A 16,826-nucleotide genomic window follows, 5' to 3' on the forward strand; every position below is an offset into this window, starting at 1 on the left:
GGCTCGGAGCCCTCCCCGCGGCCGGAGCCGAACGTCTCCCTCATGAGGTCCCCTCCGCGCGTGCCAGGTCCAGTGCGATGTCCACGATCATGTCCTCCTGGCCGCCGACCATCCGGCGGCGGCCCGCCTCGGTCAGGATGGTCCGGGTGTCGACCCCGTAGCGCGCCGACGCCGCCTCGGCGTGCCGCAGGAAGCTGGAGTAGACCCCGGCGTAGCCCAGCGTCAGCGTCTCCCGGTCCACCCGGACCGGCCGGTCCTGCAGCGGCCTGATCAGGTCGTCGGCCGCGTCCATCAGGGCGTGCAGGTCACAGCCATGTTCCCAGCCCATCAGGCCGGCCACCGCGACGAACACCTCGATCGGGCAGTTGCCCGCGCCCGCGCCCATCCCGGCCAGGGAGGCGTCCACCCGGCAGGTGCCGTTCTCCACGGCCACGACCGAGTTCGCCACGCCCAGTCCCAGGTTGTGGTGGGCGTGGATGCCGATCTCGGTGCCCTCGTCGAGCACCGAGCGGTAGGCGCGGACCCGGTCCCGGACCCCGTCCATGGTCAGCCGGCCGCCGGAGTCGGTCACGTAGACGCACTGCGCGCCGTACGACTCCATGAGCCTGGCCTGCCGTGCCAGCTCGTCGGCCGGCGCCATGTGGGACATCATCAGGAAGCCGGCGACGTCCATGCCGAGCTCACGCGCGGTGGCGATGTGCTGGGCGGAGATGTCGGCCTCGGTGCAGTGGGTGGCGACCCGGACCGAGGTCACGCCGAGCGCGTGGGCACGCCTGAGGTCGTGGATGGTGCCGATGCCGGGCAGCAGCAGCGTCGTCAGCCGCGCCCGCCGTACGGCTCCCGCGACCGCCTCGATCCACTCGTCGTCGGTGTGCGCGCCCGCGCCGTAGTTGAAGCTGCCCCCCGCGAGGCCGTCGCCGTGGGCGATCTCGATGGCCGCCACACCGGCGGCGTCCAGCGCGGCGGCGATCTCGGCGGCCTGGGCCGTGGTGTAGCGGTGCCGGACGGCGTGCATGCCGTCCCGCAACGTCACGTCCTGGACGTAGAGCCTCACGCGCCCACCCCCGTGTCCGCGGTCCGTCCGCTACGGCCCGGCGATTCGGCCAGCCGCTCGGCGGTGCGCAGCGCGGCCGACGTCATGATGTCCAGGTTCCCCGCGTAGGCGGGCAGGTAGTGGGCCGCACCCTCCACCTCCAGGAAGACGCTCACCTTGGTCCCCCCGCCCCGCCCCCCGTCGGGCAGCGGCTCGCCCTCCGGAATCCTCTCGAACTGCACGTCCTGCTTGAGCCGGTAGCCGGGCACGTAGTCGCGGACCTTCTCCACCATGGCCCGTACGGCTCCCGCCACGGCGGCCTCGTCGCAGTCGCCGACCAGGCAGTAGACCGTGTCGCGCATGATCAGCGGCGGCTCGGCCGGGTTGAGGACGATGATCGCCTTCCCCCTGGCGGCCCCGCCGACCTCCTCGATCGCCCGGGAGGTCGTCTCGGTGAACTCGTCGATGTTGGCGCGGGTGCCGGGGCCGGCCGACCTGGAGGCGATCGAGGCGACGATCTCGGCGTACCGGACGGGGGTCTGCGAGGCCACCGCCGCCACGATCGGGATCGTCGCCTGCCCGCCGCAGGTGACCATGTTGAGGTTCCGCTCGGCGAGATGGGCGTCCAGGTTGACCGGAGGCACCACGTAGGGCCCGACGGCGGCGGGAGTCAGGTCGATGACCCGCTTGCCGTGCTCGCCGAGCACCCGGTCGTTGTGGAGGTGCGCCTTCGCCGAGGTGGCGTCGAGGACGACGTCCACGCCGGCGAACCCGGGCAGTCCGACCAGGCCCTCGACCCCCTCGTGGGTGGTCGCCACCCCGCGCCGGCGGGCGCGGGCGAGGCCGTCGGAGCCGGGGTCGATCCCCGCCATGGCGACGACCTCGACCCGCTCGGACAGCAGTGCCTTGAACATCAGGTCGGTGCCGATGTTCCCGGAGCCGATGATCGCGATCTTGATCCGCCGGGTGCCCCGGCCGGGCTCGTCGTGGGTCACGAGAAGACCGCCCGCACCGAGCCGAGGCCGTCGATGACGGCCTCGAACACGTCGCCGGGCTCGACGGCCACCATCGGGCCGAGCGCGCCGGTGAGCACGATGTCCCCGGCGCGCAGCGGGAAGTCCCTGCCGCCCAGCGCGCCGGCCAGCCAGACGGCGGCGTTGAGCGGATGCCCCATGCAGGCCGCGCCCGCGCCGGTGGACACCTCCTGACCGCGCCGGCTCATGGTCATCCCGGCCAGGCGCAGGTCCAGGCCGGTGAGCGGGACGGGCGTGCCGCCCAGGACGAAGGCGCCGCTGGAGGCGTTGTCGGCGATGGTGTCCACGAGCGTGATGTCCCACCCCGCGATCCGGCTGTCCACGATCTCGATCGCGGGCAGCACGAAGTCGACCGCCCGGATCACCTCGGCCACCGTGAAGGGGCCGCCCACCAGGTCGCTCTTGAGGACCAGTGCGATCTCCGCCTCGGCCCTGGGCTGCAGGAAACGGCCGGTCGGAATGGGCAGGCCGTCGAGGAAGGCCATGTCCGCGAAGAGCATGCCGAAGTCCGGCTGGTCCACGCCGAGCTGGCGCTGGACCGCCTGGGAGGTCAGGCCGACCTTCCGCCCGACCAGCCGCCGTCCGTCGTGCAGCGCCCGCCTGGTGTTGATCTCCTGTACGGCGTAGCCGGTCTCGGCGGTCCGGCCCGGCAGCGTCTCCCGCACCGGCGGGCAGGGTCTGCCGCTCCGCACCGCCTCCAGCAGCCGGTCGGCCGCCTCGACGAGCACGTCGGCGGCCTCGCTCAACTCAGGCATGTCCCGGCTCCAGCTTGATCGTGATCGTGGTGGGTTCGGAGTAGAAGTCCAGCGAGTGCGTGCCGCCCTCGCGGCCGATGCCCGACAGCTTCACCCCGCCGAACGGGGTGCGCAGGTCCCTCAGGTACCAGGTGTTGACCCAGACCAGTCCGGCCTCCAGCGACCGGGCGACCCGGTGGGCCCGGTCCAGGCCGGAGGTCCAGACCGTCGCCGCCAGGCCGTACTCGCTGTCGTTGGCCAGCTCGACGGCCTCGGCCTCGGTGTCGAACGGCGCGATGTGGCAGACCGGGCCGAAGATCTCCTCCCGGTTCACCCGGGAGTCGCGCGGGAGCCCGGTCAGCACGGTCGGCTCGACGTGGTAGCCGCCGTCGCGGTCGTCGCCGAAGCGCGGCACGCCGCCTCCCGCCCGGATCTCGGCTCCCTCGGCCCTGGCCAGTTCGTAGTAGGAGAGCACCTTGTCCCGGTGCTCGGCCGAGATCATCGGCATCATCGTGGTGTCCTCGTCGGCGGGACGCCCGAACTTCAGCCGTCCCGCCCGCTCGGCCAGCCTCGCCGTGAACTCCTCGAAGACGGGCCGCTCCACGTAGAGCCGCTCCGTGCACAGGCAGACCTGGCCGCCGTTGGTGAAGACCGAGCGCACACTTCCCTCGACGGCCGCGTCCAGATCGGCGTCGGCGAAGACCAGCCCGGCGTTCTTGCCGCCCAGCTCGAACGAGACCGGCTTGACCCGGTCCGCCACGCTCTTCATGATCGTCGACCCGGTACGGCTCTCGCCGGTGAAGGTGACCGCGTCCACACCGGGGTGCTCCACCAGGAACTGGCCGGTGGAGCCGCCGCCGAACCCGTGCACGACGTTGAGGACGCCGGGCGGCAGCCCGGCCGAGGCGGCGATCTCCGCCAGCACCGCGACCGAGCCCGGCGTGTGCTCGGAGGGCTTGACCACGATGGTGTTGCCCGCCACGAGCGAGGGGCCGATCTTCCAGGTCGCCAGCAGGAACGGCAGGTTCCACGGCACGATCACCGCCACCACGCCCAGCGGCCTGCGCACCGTGTAGCTCAGCACGTCCCGCAGGTGGAACGCGCTCTCCGGGCGCTGGGCCGCGATCTCGGCGAAGGACCGGAAGTTGGCCGCCCCCCGCGGGATGTCCAGCGTGCGGGTCTGCGTGATCGACTTGCCGGTGTCGGCGATCTCCGCGGCCACCAGTTCCTCGAACCGCTCCTCGATCGCGTCGGCGAGACGGCGCATCCAGGCGGCCCGTTCCGCCACCGGCAGCGCCGCCCATCCCGGCAGGGCCGCGCGGGCGGCGGCGACCGCCCGGTCGACGACGGCCCGGTCCGCCTCGTGGACCCGGCGGACCGGCCGGCCGGTCACCGGGTCGTACGTGGCGAACGTCGCGCCCTCGGCGACCGGCACCCCACCGATGAAGTGGGTCACCTGGTCAGACAAGACTTCTCCTCAGGGTAGGACCCCTCTTGGTCACTGGATACGGGTATAGAGGTGAAGGCGGTTCATCGGCAACAATGCGTTCCGTGACACGGAACCCCGACCGCCTCTCGGTCCTGGAGAAATCCTGGCTCGTGCTCGACTCGTTCCGCCCCACGGGAGGCCCCCTCCGGCTGGCCGACGTCGCCGAACGCTGCCATCTGCCCAAGACCACCGCCTTCCGGCTGCTCACCGAGCTCACCGGGATCGGCGCGGTGGCCCGCCGCGAGGACGGCTACTACCTCGGCCGCCGCCTCTTCGAACTCGGTTGCATCGTGCCCCTCGAGCGGGATCTGAGACACGCGGCGCTGCCTTTCATGCACGACCTCTACGAGGCCACCCACGAGACCGTGCACCTGGGCGTGCGCGACGGGCTGGACGTCGTCTACGTCGAGAAGATCCGCGGCCAGGAGACCTTCGCCCTGCCCTCCCGCGTCGGCGGCAGGCTCCCCCTGACCTGCACCGGGATCGGCAAGGCCCTGCTGGCCTACTCCGGCCCCGACCTGATCGAGGAGGTCCTCGGCCGCCCCCTGCGCCGCCTGACCCCCCACTCGATCGTGGACCCGCAGCGCCTTGAGGAGACCATCGGCCAGATCCAGGCGGCGGGCCTGGCCTACGAACGCGAGGAGGCCCAGCTCGGCGGAGCCTGCATCGCCGCCCCCGTGTTCGGCGACGGCATGGCGGTCGCCGCCCTGTCCGTCTCCGTCCCCCTGGCCCGGTTCCAGCCCACCCGCCTGGCCCCCGTCGTCAAGGCCGCCGCCCTGGGCATCTCCCGCGCCCTGGCCAGGACCATCTGACCGGCCGGGAGGGGCACCGCCCCCGTCCCCGCCGTCCGGACGACGTCGGCGGTCGTCGGTCGTCGATGAGAGGCCAGGAGTCACCCGGTCGACCCCTGACATCCCGTCAGGCTCCGTCGCCGGCCGGCCCACCGCCTCACGGTACGGCGAAGCGGTCAGGCCACGGCGGCGTACAGCACGTCGCGCAGGCCGGGCAGGTCCTCCCGGTCGCCGCGCCAGACCAGCCGCAGCCGCAGGTCCGGGGCGGCCAGGCCGAGCCGGGTCAGCGCGCCCGACCGGAGCGCCTCCGCCACGGCGAACTCCGGCAGCAGCGCGATCCCCAGCCCCCGCTCCGCCCAGGCCCGCATCACCGCGACCCCGCCGGCCCGGACCCGCTCCGGGCCCGGCCCGAGGATCCGGTCGGCGGCCATCCGGAAGGAGCAGGCCGGCACGTTGACCAGCAGCCGCTCACCGTCCAGGTCGCCGGGCAGGACGGGGGAGCGGCCGGCCAGCCGGTGACCGGGCGCGGCGACCAGGACGAGGGGGACGGGGTCGAGGTCGAGGAACGTCAGGGGCCCGGCGGGCGGCGGGAAGCCGAGGTCGCCCAGCGCCTCCCCGGTGTCCAGCAGCAGCGCCGCCTCCAGCCGTCCGGCGGCGACCCCGTCGAGCAGCTCGTCCCGGCTCACCGACGGGGCGACCTCCACGGCCAGGCCGGGGCGGCGCCCGGCGAGCCGGGCCAGCACCCGGGGGACGAGCGTGGCGGCGATGGTCTCCAGCGCGCCCAGCCGCAGCACCCCCGGCAGCCCGGCCACCTCGCGGCGCGCCTGCTCGGCGGCGTCCAGCAGCCGCCGGGCCCAGTCCAGCATCCGCTCACCCGCGCCGGTCGGCCGCATCCCCCGCGCCGTCCGCTCGAACAGCTCCACGCCCAGCGACCTCTCCAGCGCGCGGATCTGCTCGGAGACGGTGGAGGGCGCCAGCCCCAGCTCGTTGGCCGCGTCGGTCACCGTGCCGCCGCGGATCACCGCCTCGAAGGTCCGCAACTGGCGCAGCTCCACGCCGCCCCCCGATCACCCGTTCCGTTCGGAATTCCCGAACGGAGTGTACGGACGGGCCGGTGGAGGCGGGAAGCCGGGAACCGGACAGTTGGTCCCCATGACCACAGCCGAATCCCCTTCCCCCGGCGGCTACGGTGCCGCGACGCGGCCGGACGGCCACACCGGCCGGACCGGACACGCCACCCGGACCGAGCATTCGGGACGCGCCGAACACGCCGGACACCCCAGCCGGGCCGGACACCCCGGACACGCCGGGCCCGTCGGCCGGGCCGGGCGCCCGCTCGCGCTCCTGGGAATCTCGCTCGGGTACTTCATGGTGCTCCTCGACATGACCGTGCTGTCGGTCGCCGAGCCGGACCTGGCCGTCTCGCTGCGCACCTCGGTCGCCGGCCTGCAGTGGGCGACCACCGGTTACACCGTCGTCTTCGGCTCCCTGCTGCTGACGGCCGGCGCGGTCGCCGACCGTCACGGCGCGCACCGCGTCTTCCGCGCCGGGGTCGCGGTCTTCGGCCTGGGCTCGCTGCTGTGCGCCTTCGCGCCGGCGCTGTGGGCGCTGGCCGGGGTGCGCGCGGTGCTCGGCGCCGCGGCGGCGGCCTGCGTGCCCGCCTCGATGGCGATGATCGCGCGGCTGTACCCGGAACCGGCCCGGCGCGCCCGCGCCGTGGCGACCTGGGCGGCCGTCAGCGGGGCCGCGGTCGCCGCGGGCCCGGTCGCCGGCGGCGCCCTGGTCGAGCTGGCGGGCTGGCGGGCGATCTTCCTGATCAACGTCCCGCTCGCGCTGCTGGTGCTCGCCACGACCGCCGGACGCGCGGTGGCCTGCCCGCGCGGCGAGCGGCGCGTCGACTGGACGGCGCAGCTCGCGGCCTGCGCCACCCTGGCGCTGCTGACCGACGCGCTGATCGCCGCCGGCTCCGCGTCCTGGGCCCGCGTGGCGGTCTCCGCGGCGGCCGCCGTGCTCGCCGGGGCCGCGTTCGTCCTGCGGGAGCGGCGCAGCCCCGCGCCGGTCCTCGACCCGGCGCTGCTGCGCGGCCGGGGGGTGCGGACCGGCCTGGCGGTGGGCGCCGCGGTGAACTTCGCCCTCACCGGCGACCTGTTCGTGCTGCCTCTGCTGCTGCGCCACGACCACCACCTGGGCCCGGTCGCCAGCGGCCTGGCGTTCCTGCCGCTGACCCTGCCGTTCGCGCTCAACCCGCCGCTGACCGGCCGCATCACGGCCCGCCGCGGCCCGCGGGCGCCCATCACGGCGGGCGCGGCGCTGCTGACCGCCGGCGGCGCGGTGCTCGGCTGGGCCGCCTGGACCGGCGCCGGGTACGGCGTGCTCGCCCCCGGACTGCTGCTCACCGGATTCGGGGTGTCGTTCGTCCTGCCGGCCCTGGCCTCCGCGGTCGTCGGCGCGGCCCCCGAGGGTACGGCCGGATCCGCGGGAGGCGTGCTCAACGCCGTCCGCCAGACCGGGGCGACCTTCGGCGTCGCCGCCATGGGAGCCCTCACCGGCCTCGGCTCCCCGGCGGGCCCGGCGGCCGCGCTCCTGCTGCCGGCCGTGCTGTGCGCCGTGGCCGGCGTGTGGTTCGCCCGCGTGCCCGCCCGCTGACGGCGTCCGGCGTGCGATCCGCCCGGGAACCCTCCGGACGCGTCCGGCCCGGCCCCCGCGTGGGGGCCGGGCCGGAAGGGAGGGGCGGAGCCCGCCGGACGGGCGGCGGCCGGGCCTTCCCGGAAGGCGCCGGTCCGCGCCGTCAGAGGCCGAACGCCGTCAGAGGTCGAACATGGAGTTGCGGACCTGGCGCAGGTCGTCGAAGGACGACAGGTCCGGGACGGTCCAGCCGTCCAGGTCGTACTCGGACATGCACTCCTCGACGAACGCCTTGTAGCCGTCCACCTGGCCGTTCGCCGTCTGCGCGGCCAGCAGCTCGACCCGGGTGTTCTCGTGGTTGCCGGCGTAGTTGCGCTCGTACAGCTCGTGCCGGCCGCCGAACTCGCTGCCGACCGCGTCCCACAGCAGCTTCATGATCTTGATCCGCTCGACGGACTCCATGCCGCCCGAGCCGCGCAGGTACTTGTCGAGGTACGGGCGCACGTCGGGGTTCTTGAAGTCGTCGGCGCTGGAGTTGATGTAGATCAGGCCGCTGGCGATGTCCTGCTGCACGATCTCCTTGACCCGGGGGTAGCCGATCTGCATGAACCACCGGTAGGCCAGGCCGTACTGGGGGTTGGGCAGCACCGCGCCGTTCGTCCACGCGACCGGGTTGCGCGCGGCGGCGTCGGAGAACGCCCAGAACAGGTTGCGCCAGGCCAGCACCTCGCCGATCCGGCTCTGCACGCCGCGGAAGTCCTTGGTGCCGGTCGCCTCCACCGCCTTGATCAGCAGACCCGCGATGAACTCCAGCTTGACCGCCAGGCGGGTGCACCCGTGGAAGGTGAAGCGCTCGGGGAAGCCGGAGCGGCCGGTGAAGAGCTGGACCTTGCCCAGGTGCCCGTAGATGAAGACGTTCTCCCAGGGGATGAGCACCTTGTCCAGGACGAGGATCGTGTCGTTCTCGTCCAGCCGCGACGACAGCGGGTAGTCGAACGGGCTGCCCATGGCGGTGGCCGTGGCGGTGTAGGAGGGGCGGCAGATCAGCTTCAGGCCGGGCGCGTCCATCGGGATCGTCGCGACCAGCGCGAACTTCCGGTCCTTGATCGGCAGGCCGTAGTGGGCGATGAAGTTGTAGTGGGTCAGCGCCGAGCCGGTCGCGACGACCTTGGCGCCGCTCACCACCAGGCCGGCGTCGGTCTCCTTCTCCACGTGGACGAACACGTCGGCGACCTCGTCCGGCGGCCGGTTGCGGTCGACCGGCGGGTGCACGATCGCGTGGTTCCAGAACAGCACCTTCTCCTGCGACTCCCGGTACCAGCGCCGGGCGTTGTCGGAGAACGGCTCGTAGAACTCGGCGTTGGCGCCGAGCGTCCCGAGGAAGGCGGCCTTGTAGTCGGGGCTGCGCCCCATCCACCCGTAGCTCATCCGCGCCCACTCGGCGATGGCCCGCTGGTTGGCCACCAGGTCCTCGGCGCTGCGCGGCGTGGTGAAGAAACTGTGGGTGTAGCCGTCGCTGCCGGTGTCGGTCGGCACCACGAGGGAGCCGCGCCGCTCCGGGTCGTGCAGCGCGTCGTACAGCCGCGCCGTCATCCGGACCGGGTTGTGGAACGCGGGGTGCGAGGTGACGTCCCTGACGCGGTCGCCGTACAGGTAGATCTCGCGGTCGTCGCGCAGGCTCTCGATGTACTCGTCGCCGGTCATCGGGCGTGTCTGCCGCCGCGCCGGACCGGCGGGCTCCGCGTCCCCGGTGCCGGGCGTGCGGTCCTGAAGCTCAGTCAACGGACTTCTCCCTTCATTCCGCGTCGCCGGATGCGGCCCGCGGAGCGGTCTCAACCCGCGTCGCCGGATGCGGCCGGCGGGGACGGTCTCATCGCCGGAGGCCGGGCCTCCGCCGGATCGCTCATCGCCGGGGGCCGGGCCCGCCGGCTCGCACGACGCCGGAGGCCGGGCCCCCACCGGGTCACTCGACGCCGAAGCGGACCCGCGCCAGATCGCGCGGGGCGATGGTGGCGAGGAAGGTCGAGACTCCGGCGTGGGTGACGAACATCGACATGTCACGCCAGACGCGCTCCATGCGCTCGCCGTTCCGCACCGCGCTGGAGCCCGCGGTCGGGTACAGGTGCCGCTCGACCGCGCGCCAGCTCAGGTCCACCACCTCGCTGCAGATCCCGGCGATCCGCAGCTCCTGCTCCCGGGTGACGGCGGCCGGGCCCCGGGCGCAGGTCTCGCGCCACTGCCGGACCGCGTCCAGCGTCGCGGCCTCGGCCGTGGCGATCATGCCGGCGGCCCTGCCGTACCGGAGCTGGAAGTCGGGGTCCTCGGCGCGCGGCACGATCGGCGGGAAGGGGGTGGTGCGGGTGCGCATCAGGTCCTCGTAGGCGTCGAGCGCGTTCCGGGCCATGCCGACGGCCAGGGCGGCGTCCTCCAGGACCATGAAGCTGAGCTGGCCGCCGCCGTACTCGGGGTTGCCGTGCAGCGCGCGGCCGGGCGTGCCCTCGGTGACGCTGACCTGGCTCATGTGGGTCCGCATCAGGAAGTGGGCGGGGATGCGCCCGTTCTCGATCCGGATGCTGTGCGAGCCGCTGCCCTTCAGGCCGAGCGCCTTGCCCCAGTCGTCCAGGCGGGTCCACTCGCTGCGGGGGGCGATGAACATCGCCGGCTCCGGCTCGCCGCCGCCGTCGGGGGCGACCATCGCGTGGCCGATGAAGTGCGTGGCGTACGGCGAGCCCGAGCAGTAACCCCAGGTGCCGTTGAGCACCCAGCCGCCGTCGGCCGCGGGTTCGGCGGTGCCGCCGGGCATGACGGTCGCCGGGCAGATGAAGTGCCCGTCGCCGAAGACCTCCTCCTGCACCCGCTCCTCGAACAGCGTGGCCACCGCGAGCGCGTGCGCCGCGCCGAGGCAGTACATCCACCCGGTCGAGGGGCAGCCCCGGGTGAGCGCCATCGTCACCCGCATGAAGGTGTCGATCCCGAACTCGTAACCGCCGTACCGGCGGGGGACCAGGATCCGGTAGAAACCGGCCCGGGTGAACTCCTCGTGGACGTCCTCGCCGTAGAAGGTGCGCCGCTCGGTCTCGGCCTGGCGCTCGACCAGGGACGGCGCGATGGCCTCGGCCCTCGCCACCATCTGCTCCGGCGTCAGGCCGGGCTCGGGCGGGGAGGAGAGGGAAAGGCGGCGCTCGGGAATGCTGGTGACGACTCCCATTCTTCGCGTGTCCTCACGGTCTCGTGGGCGGATGCGACATGCGCCAGCGTCACACCCGGCTCCGGGCCGGCGCATCTTTCGGGTTGCGGTCCGGACGACGGCCGCGCCCGCTTCCCCGGGGTGTTTCCGGACGGGGGACGCGGCTTTTCCGGGGAGGGGCCCAAGAGAGCATTCCTGAATAAGAAAAAGCACCGGGCCGGGGCGAGAATCGCACTACCGGTACCTTGCTGGGCCTATAGGCTCTTCATGATCCCCGGCCGTGACCGCTGTCACGGATCGCGGGACGACGGCGAGCCGGCCCATCCGGGTCTTTCGACACGCCGGCGGACGGCGGAGCCGGGCGGGCCGGCTTCGATCCGTGCAGAAGCCATTTCTTCCCTCAGGTCCGAGAAAGGACGACACATGACGAGCAGGATCGAGATCACTCGAACCTTCGATGCGCCGCGCGAGCTGGTGTACGCCGCCTGGACCGAGCCCAAGCACTTCACCCACTGGTGGGGCGCCCCGCTCGACACGATCTCCATGGACGTCCGCCCCGGCGGTGAGTGGCGCGCCACGATCGTCGTCGACGAGCAGACCCAGGTGCCCTTCGCGGGTGTCTACCGCGAGGTCGTGCCGAACGAGAAGCTGTCCTACAGCCTCCTCGACCTCAGCGACGACGCCGAGAAGCAGGCCGCGCGCCAGGAGCGGGACCACGACGGCGAGGAACTGGTGACCGTCACCTTCGCCGACGCCGCCGCCGGCGGCACCGAGCTGACCTTCGTGCAGCAGGGCGACCTGCCCGAGGACGAGGTCCCGCGGGCCACCGAGGGCTGGGGCTACTTCTTCAACGCCCTCGACGAGCACCTCAAGAACGTCAAGTAGCGCGGGGCGCGATCCCGCGTGACACGGCCGGGGCGGGCGGAGGGACCCGCCCGCCCCGGCCGTTCGCGTGCCGTACGACATCGGGCGTCCACCGTCCGGGCCGGTTGGAGGAGCAGTGACCACTGACACCATCGCGAGGAACACCCCCGGCGACGGCGCGCCGGGGCACCGGGGCGCCAACGTCTACGGTGAGGAGGTCAGCGACATCTACGACCTCCTCTACAAGAGGCGCGGCAAGGACTACGCCGCCGAGGCCGCCGTCATCGCCGGCCTGATCCGCGAGCGCGCGCCGCACGCGGCGTCGCTGCTCGACGTGGCCTGCGGCACGGGGGAGCACCTCGTCACGCTGCGGACCATGTTCGGCCACGTCGAGGGGGTCGAGCTCTCCGACTCGATGCGGGAGCGCGCCCAGGGGAAGCTCCCCGGCGTGGCCGTCCACTCAGGTGACATCCGCGACTTCGACCTGGGCCGCACCTTCGACGCGGTCTGCAGCCTCTACGGCACGATCGGCTACATGTCCTCCCAGGAGGAGCTGGACTCGGCGATCGCCGCCATGGGACGGCACGTGGCGCCCGGCGGCGTGCTGATCGCCGAGCCGTGGTACTTCCGCGAGGGGTTCGCCGACGGCCACATCGGCGACGACATCGTCCGCGAGCCGGGCCGTACGGTGACCCGGCTGGCGACCTCGGTGCGCGAGGGGAACGTCGTCCGGGTGGAGGCGCACTACCTCCTGGCCGACGCCGCCGGGGTGCGGCACTTCGAGCACGTCCAGGTGATGAACCTGTTCGGCCGCGACGAGTACGCGGCGGCCTTCACCCGCGCCGGCTTCGACCCCGTCCGCGTGGAGCCGGGCGACCTGCTGGCGGGGCGGTCCCTGTTCGTCGGCGTGCGGCGATGATCCCTCTGTTCCGCACCGCGGTGGCGCCCGGCACGGCCGAACGCGTCACCGCGGTGGTCGACAGCGGCCGGTTCGGCCACGGACCGGCCGTCGAGGAGTTCGAGCGCGCCGTGGGCGCCCGGGTGGGTAATCCCCGGGTCGCCGCGGTGAACAACGGCACCTCCGGCCTGCACCTCGCCCTGCGGCTGGCGGGCGCCTGCGCGGACGCGCCCGGCGGGCCGGGGGAGGTGCTGAGCACGCCGTTCACCTTCGAGGCCACCAACTGGAGCATCCTCGCCAACGGCATGCGCGTCACCTGGGCCGACATCGATCCGGCGACGCTGAACGTCGACCTGGACGACCTGGCGAAGAAGATCACACCGGCGACCCGCGCGATCATGGTGGTCCACTGGGCCGGCTTCCCGGTGGACCTGGTCCGGCTCGCCCGCGTCCTCGACGACGCCGAGGCCGAGTACGGCTTCCGGCCGGCGGTCGTGGAGGACTGCGCCCAGGCGTGGGGGGCCGTCTGCCACGGCCGGCCGCTCGGCGCCCACGGCAACCTCTGCGTCTTCAGCTTCCACGCCACCAAGCACCTGAGCTGCGGTGGCGGCGGCCTCGTGACCCTGCCCGACGAGGAGTCCCTGCTGCGCGCCCGCAGGCTGCGCTTCTTCGGCATCGACCGGGACGCCGACCGGGTGAACGCCGACTACGAGGTCGCCGAGTGGGGCTACAACTTCTACATGAACGAGATCAACGCGGCGATCGGGCTGGCGAACCTGGAGACGGTGGACGAGCGGGTCCGGCGGCACCGGCTGAACGCGGCCTTCTACGACGCGGAGCTGGCCGGCGTGGCGGGCCTGGAGCTCACCGCGCGGACCGAGGGGCTGGAGCCGTCGTTCTGGCTGTACCCGGTGCTGGTCGACGACCGCGCGTCCTTCATGCGCAAGCTGGCCGGCGCGGGCATCACCGCGAGCGTGGTCTGCCGCCGCAACGACGAGCACGGCTGCGTGGCGGACGCCAGGACGCCGCTGCCGGGCGTGGACGCGGTCCACGACCGGGTGGTCAACATCCCGGTCGGCTGGTGGCTGACGCCGGAGGAGCGATCGCACATCGCCGAGACGATCAGGTCCGGATGGTGAGACCGGGACGGCGTTTCCCCGACAGGCGCTGAAAACCCCAGAAAGCCCCCGGCCACCCCTTTTGAAATACCCCGTAAAAAGCATCCGGAATCCCCCGGAAAGAGGGGTTGGCCAGCGCAATCACCGATAAAGGGCCCGCGCGGGCCGGTGTTAACGTCGGGTCATGCATAATCCATGTCGAATCTGTGGCGGAACCGTCAAGGGGTCGATCGACCTCGGGCGCCACCCCCGTGGAAACGCCTTCCCCCGGCCGGGGGAGACGTCGGACGAGTTCTTCTACCGGCTGGTCGTCGGAATGTGCGACGTGTGCACGATGGTCCAGCTGCTGGAGGACATCCCACAGGAAGTCCGGTACCACGACGAATACCCCTACCACGCCTCCGGGTCGGCCATTCACCGGCGGCATTTCGAGGACATCGCCCAGGGATTCCTCGACACCGAGCTGACCGGCCCCGACCCGTTCGCCGTCGAGATCGGCAGCAACGACGGGGTCATGCTCGCCAGGATCGCACAGGCCGGCGTGCGCCACCTGGGCATCGAGCCGTCCCGGCAGGTGGCCGAGATGTCGAGGGCCAAGGGCGTCCGGGTGCTCCCGGAGTTCTTCGACGAGGGCACCGCGGAGCGGATCCGCGCCGAGCACGGCCCCGCGGACGTCATGTTCGGGGCCAACGTGATCGCGCACATCTCCCACCTGGCCTCGGTCCTCCGCGGTGCCGCCCTGCTGCTGGCCCGCACCGGCGTGTTCGTCTTCGAGGAGCCCTACCTCGGCAGCGTCGTCGAGAAGACCGCCTTCGACATCCTCTACGACGAGCACTCGTTCGTCTTCTCCGTCCGGGCGATCCAGGCCGCCGCCGAGCGCTTCGGCCTCGAACTCGTCGACGCGCGGCCCATGGAGATCCACGGCGGCTCGATGCGCTACACCCTGGCCCCGGCGGGCGCGCGCCCGGTCTCACCCCGGGTGGGCGAGCTGCTGGAGAAGGAGGCCGCCCAGGGACTCGGCGAGCACGCGGCCCTGGAGGAGTTCTCCCGCCGGGCGCGGACCGTCCGCGACGACCTCACCACGCTCGTGCGGGACCTGCACGCCCAGGGCAAGCGGATCGTCGGGTACGGCGCGCCCGCGAAGATCACCACGGTGACGAACTACTGCGGCATCGGCCCGGACCTGATCCCCTTCGTGTGCGACTCCACGCCGTCGAAGCAGGGCCGCCTGGTCGCCGGGACGCACATCCCGGTCAGGGCGCCGGAGGCGTTCTCCGCGGACTACCCGGACTACGCGCTGCTGTTCGCCTGGAACCACGCCGAGGAGATCATGGCCAAGGAGCGGGAGTTCGCCGAGCGCGGCGGCCGGTGGATCCTCTACGTGCCCGACGTCCACATCGTCTGAGGCCGTACGGCGACGCCCGGCGGCACCGGAGCGTTCGAGGACGCCCGGTGACGTCCTGCGGCGCGGGGCGGGCGAGGTCGTCCGGCGGCACGGGGGCGTCCTGCGGCGCGAGGGCGTGGGGACGCCCGTTTGTCAGCACGTGTGGAGATGCGGCCCCGGAAGGGGAGCGCGAATCATGGTGACCGTCCGGTCGCCCCGTTTCCGCGACCCCCCGGTTCCCACCTCGCCGGCCAGGGCAGCCCCGCAGACTCGCCGGCCAGGGCGGCCAGAAGAAAGGAAGAGCCATGGTGTCCGTGGCAACGTCATCCGGCCAGGCCGGCGCTCCGGCCGAGCGCCGCCCCGATCTGCCAGCGCTGACGGGGATGCGCATCATCGCCGCACTGCTGGTCTTCCTCTGCCACGCCGTGCTTCCGGTGACCTCCGGAAACCACAACCCCCCGATGCCGTACGGCGATCAGGGGCTCACGATGAAGCTGCTGTGGTTCTTCTCCGCGGGCGGGCAGATCTCCCTGTCGTTCTTCTTCCTGCTGAGCGGTTTCATCATCACCTGGTCCACCCGTCCGGGTGACCGGGTCCTGGCGTACTGGCGCCGCCGCGTCGTGAAGATCTTCCCCAACCACGCGGTCACCTGGGCGCTGGCCATGCTCCTGTTCGCGGGCGCCTACACGCCGTACTTCGGCCTGCCGAACCTCTTTTTGGTCAACTCCTTCTCGCCCGACCCGGCGCTGTGGGGCGGGGCGAACATGCCGGCCTGGTCGCTGGGCCCGGAGATGTTCTTCTACCTGCTGTTCCCCCTGCTGATCATCCCGATCAGGAAGATCGCCGAGAACCGGCTGTGGCTGTGGGCGGTCGTCACGGTCGCCGCGATGGCCGTGCTCTGCCTCGTCACCGTCTACGTCATCCCGGACTCCCCGACCTACCCCGGTGAGCCGCAGTCGCTGCCCCAGTTCTGGTTCAGCTACATGTTCCCGCCGGCCCGCCTGGTCGAGTTCGTCCTCGGCATGATCGTCGCCCGCCTCGTCATCAGCGGCCGGTGGCCGCGGATCGGCGTCGTGCCCGTCGTGCTGTTCATGATGGTGGGCTACGCCGCCGCGCTGGTGGCCCCCGCGCCGTTCAACCAGACGCTCGTCTCGGTGGTCCCGTTCGCCGTGGCGATCGGCTCCCTGGCCGTGACCAACATCGGCGGCACCCGCACCGTGTTCGGCAGCGGGCCGATGGTCTGGCTGGGCAACATCTCCTTCGCCTTCTACCTGACCCAGTCCTTCATCCTGTTCTACCTGCTCCCCAAGCTCTTCGGGCAGGCCGGCTACGGCGTCGTGGGCGGCACCGCGCTCATCCTCGGGATGATCGTCGCCAACCTCGTCGCCGGGTGGGCGCTGCACACGCTGGTGGAGCGGCCCGCGATGCGCTGGTGGAGCGGCTCCCGCAGGACCCGCGCCCCCCGCGAGGAGGTCCGGGAGGCCCCGGCCGCGCCGGCGCCGGTTCCGGCCGGAACCGCCGCGGGCACGGGCCCGATCGACTGACCGGGTCCGCCGTACGGCGGGGGCTGCCACGGCGGAGATCGGAAAAGAGCGCAGTCTGGCGGAAGCGCACAGAGGGGCGCCGCCGGAAGACTGGCCGGTGCGCACGTCATCGCGGGAACGCCGCG

14 protein-coding genes are annotated in these 16,826 nt (G+C 72.7%); 7 read left to right on the top strand and 7 right to left on the bottom strand.

Annotation, left to right across the window (positions count from 1 at the left end; genetic code table 11):
• Positions 1-40: 40 nt before the first annotated feature.
• Genes dmpG through ACFYSC_RS19765 form a run of 4 tightly spaced genes read right to left on the bottom strand, consistent with a single transcriptional unit; the run spans position 41 to position 4,269 of the window.
• Complete coding sequence (dmpG, locus tag ACFYSC_RS19750) at positions 41-1,054, bottom strand: 4-hydroxy-2-oxovalerate aldolase (protein ID WP_362941084.1); 1,014 nt, start codon at positions 1,052-1,054, stop codon at positions 41-43.
• On the bottom strand, positions 1,051-2,028 hold the full coding sequence (locus ACFYSC_RS19755; protein WP_389963328.1) for an acetaldehyde dehydrogenase (acetylating): 978 nt from the start codon (positions 2,026-2,028) through the stop codon (positions 1,051-1,053). Before ACFYSC_RS19755 ends, dmpG begins: the two co-directional genes overlap by 4 nt.
• The gene (locus tag ACFYSC_RS19760; RefSeq protein WP_389963331.1) at positions 2,025-2,822 is read right to left on the bottom strand and encodes a 2-keto-4-pentenoate hydratase; all 798 of its coding nucleotides are present in this window, start codon (positions 2,820-2,822) and stop codon (positions 2,025-2,027) included. The genes ACFYSC_RS19755 and ACFYSC_RS19760 overlap by 4 nt, the downstream gene beginning before the upstream one ends.
• Positions 2,815-4,269, bottom strand: a complete 1,455-nt coding sequence (locus tag ACFYSC_RS19765) for a 2-hydroxymuconic semialdehyde dehydrogenase (RefSeq protein WP_389963334.1) — start codon at positions 4,267-4,269, stop codon at positions 2,815-2,817. Before ACFYSC_RS19765 ends, ACFYSC_RS19760 begins: the two co-directional genes overlap by 8 nt.
• Positions 4,270-4,343: 74 nt before the next feature.
• Between ACFYSC_RS19765 and ACFYSC_RS19770 the strand changes: the two genes are divergently transcribed.
• Positions 4,344-5,102: an IclR family transcriptional regulator gene (locus tag ACFYSC_RS19770; protein ID WP_389963337.1), complete on the top strand. Its 759-nt coding sequence runs from the start codon at positions 4,344-4,346 to the stop codon at positions 5,100-5,102.
• Between the two features lie 155 nt (positions 5,103-5,257).
• On the opposite strand, the gene ACFYSC_RS19775 is transcribed toward ACFYSC_RS19770, so the two are convergent.
• On the bottom strand, positions 5,258-6,136 hold the full coding sequence (locus tag ACFYSC_RS19775; RefSeq protein ID WP_389963340.1) for a LysR family transcriptional regulator: 879 nt from the start codon (positions 6,134-6,136) through the stop codon (positions 5,258-5,260).
• 97 nt (positions 6,137-6,233) lie between these two features.
• Between ACFYSC_RS19775 and ACFYSC_RS19780 the strand changes: the two genes are divergently transcribed.
• Positions 6,234-7,727 (top strand): MFS transporter, encoded by a 1,494-nt coding sequence (locus tag ACFYSC_RS19780; RefSeq protein WP_389963343.1) that lies wholly within the window; start codon positions 6,234-6,236, stop codon positions 7,725-7,727.
• A gap of 159 nt (positions 7,728-7,886) precedes the next feature.
• On the opposite strand, the gene ACFYSC_RS19785 is transcribed toward ACFYSC_RS19780, so the two are convergent.
• Positions 7,887-9,488, bottom strand: coding sequence for a 4-hydroxyphenylacetate 3-hydroxylase N-terminal domain-containing protein (locus tag ACFYSC_RS19785; protein WP_362941063.1), 1,602 nt, complete (start codon positions 9,486-9,488; stop codon positions 7,887-7,889).
• 181 nt (positions 9,489-9,669) lie between these two features.
• Entirely contained in the window at positions 9,670-10,914 is a 1,245-nt protein-coding gene (locus ACFYSC_RS19790; protein ID WP_389963347.1) for an acyl-CoA dehydrogenase family protein, read from the bottom strand.
• A 402-nt stretch (positions 10,915-11,316) separates the two neighbouring features.
• Between ACFYSC_RS19790 and ACFYSC_RS19795 the strand changes: the two genes are divergently transcribed.
• The 5 genes from ACFYSC_RS19795 (at position 11,317) to ACFYSC_RS19815 (ending at position 16,701) form a co-directional block, all read left to right on the top strand.
• Positions 11,317-11,778 (top strand): SRPBCC domain-containing protein, encoded by a 462-nt coding sequence (locus ACFYSC_RS19795; RefSeq protein WP_362941056.1) that lies wholly within the window; start codon positions 11,317-11,319, stop codon positions 11,776-11,778.
• Between the two features lie 115 nt (positions 11,779-11,893).
• A complete protein-coding gene (locus ACFYSC_RS19800) occupies positions 11,894-12,676 on the top strand; it encodes a methyltransferase domain-containing protein (RefSeq protein ID WP_389963352.1) in 783 nt (260 codons plus the stop codon).
• The gene (locus tag ACFYSC_RS19805; RefSeq protein WP_389963355.1) at positions 12,673-13,794 is read left to right on the top strand and encodes a DegT/DnrJ/EryC1/StrS family aminotransferase; all 1,122 of its coding nucleotides are present in this window, start codon (positions 12,673-12,675) and stop codon (positions 13,792-13,794) included. Before ACFYSC_RS19800 ends, ACFYSC_RS19805 begins: the two co-directional genes overlap by 4 nt.
• A 163-nt stretch (positions 13,795-13,957) precedes the next feature.
• Positions 13,958-15,178, top strand: a complete 1,221-nt coding sequence (locus tag ACFYSC_RS19810) for a methyltransferase domain-containing protein (protein ID WP_389963359.1) — start codon at positions 13,958-13,960, stop codon at positions 15,176-15,178.
• Between the two features lie 284 nt (positions 15,179-15,462).
• On the top strand, positions 15,463-16,701 hold the full coding sequence (locus ACFYSC_RS19815) for an acyltransferase family protein (protein ID WP_389963362.1): 1,239 nt from the start codon (positions 15,463-15,465) through the stop codon (positions 16,699-16,701).
• The last annotated feature ends 125 nt before the right edge of the window (positions 16,702-16,826 follow it).

It is taken from the genome of Streptosporangium sp. NPDC004379 (assembly GCF_042873875.1).
Lineage (GTDB): Bacteria > Actinomycetota > Actinomycetes > Streptosporangiales > Streptosporangiaceae > Streptosporangium.

Bases quoted from the DNA above. Each gene is read 5' to 3' on its own strand.
- ACFYSC_RS19760 (WP_389963331.1), bottom strand. From the start codon at position 2,822: ATGCCTGAGTTGAGCGAGGCCGCCGACGTGCTCGTCGAGGCGGCCGAC.
- ACFYSC_RS19770 (WP_389963337.1), top strand. From the start codon at position 4,344: ATGCGTTCCGTGACACGGAACCCCGACCGCCTCTCGGTCCTGGAGAAA.
- ACFYSC_RS19780 (WP_389963343.1), top strand. From the start codon at position 6,234: ATGACCACAGCCGAATCCCCTTCCCCCGGCGGCTACGGTGCCGCGACG.
- ACFYSC_RS19790 (WP_389963347.1), bottom strand. From the start codon at position 10,914: ATGGGAGTCGTCACCAGCATTCCCGAGCGCCGCCTTTCCCTCTCCTCC.
- ACFYSC_RS19795 (WP_362941056.1), top strand. From the start codon at position 11,317: ATGACGAGCAGGATCGAGATCACTCGAACCTTCGATGCGCCGCGCGAG.
- ACFYSC_RS19805 (WP_389963355.1), top strand. From the start codon at position 12,673: ATGATCCCTCTGTTCCGCACCGCGGTGGCGCCCGGCACGGCCGAACGC.
- ACFYSC_RS19810 (WP_389963359.1), top strand. From the start codon at position 13,958: ATGCATAATCCATGTCGAATCTGTGGCGGAACCGTCAAGGGGTCGATC.
- ACFYSC_RS19815 (WP_389963362.1), top strand. From the start codon at position 15,463: ATGGTGTCCGTGGCAACGTCATCCGGCCAGGCCGGCGCTCCGGCCGAG.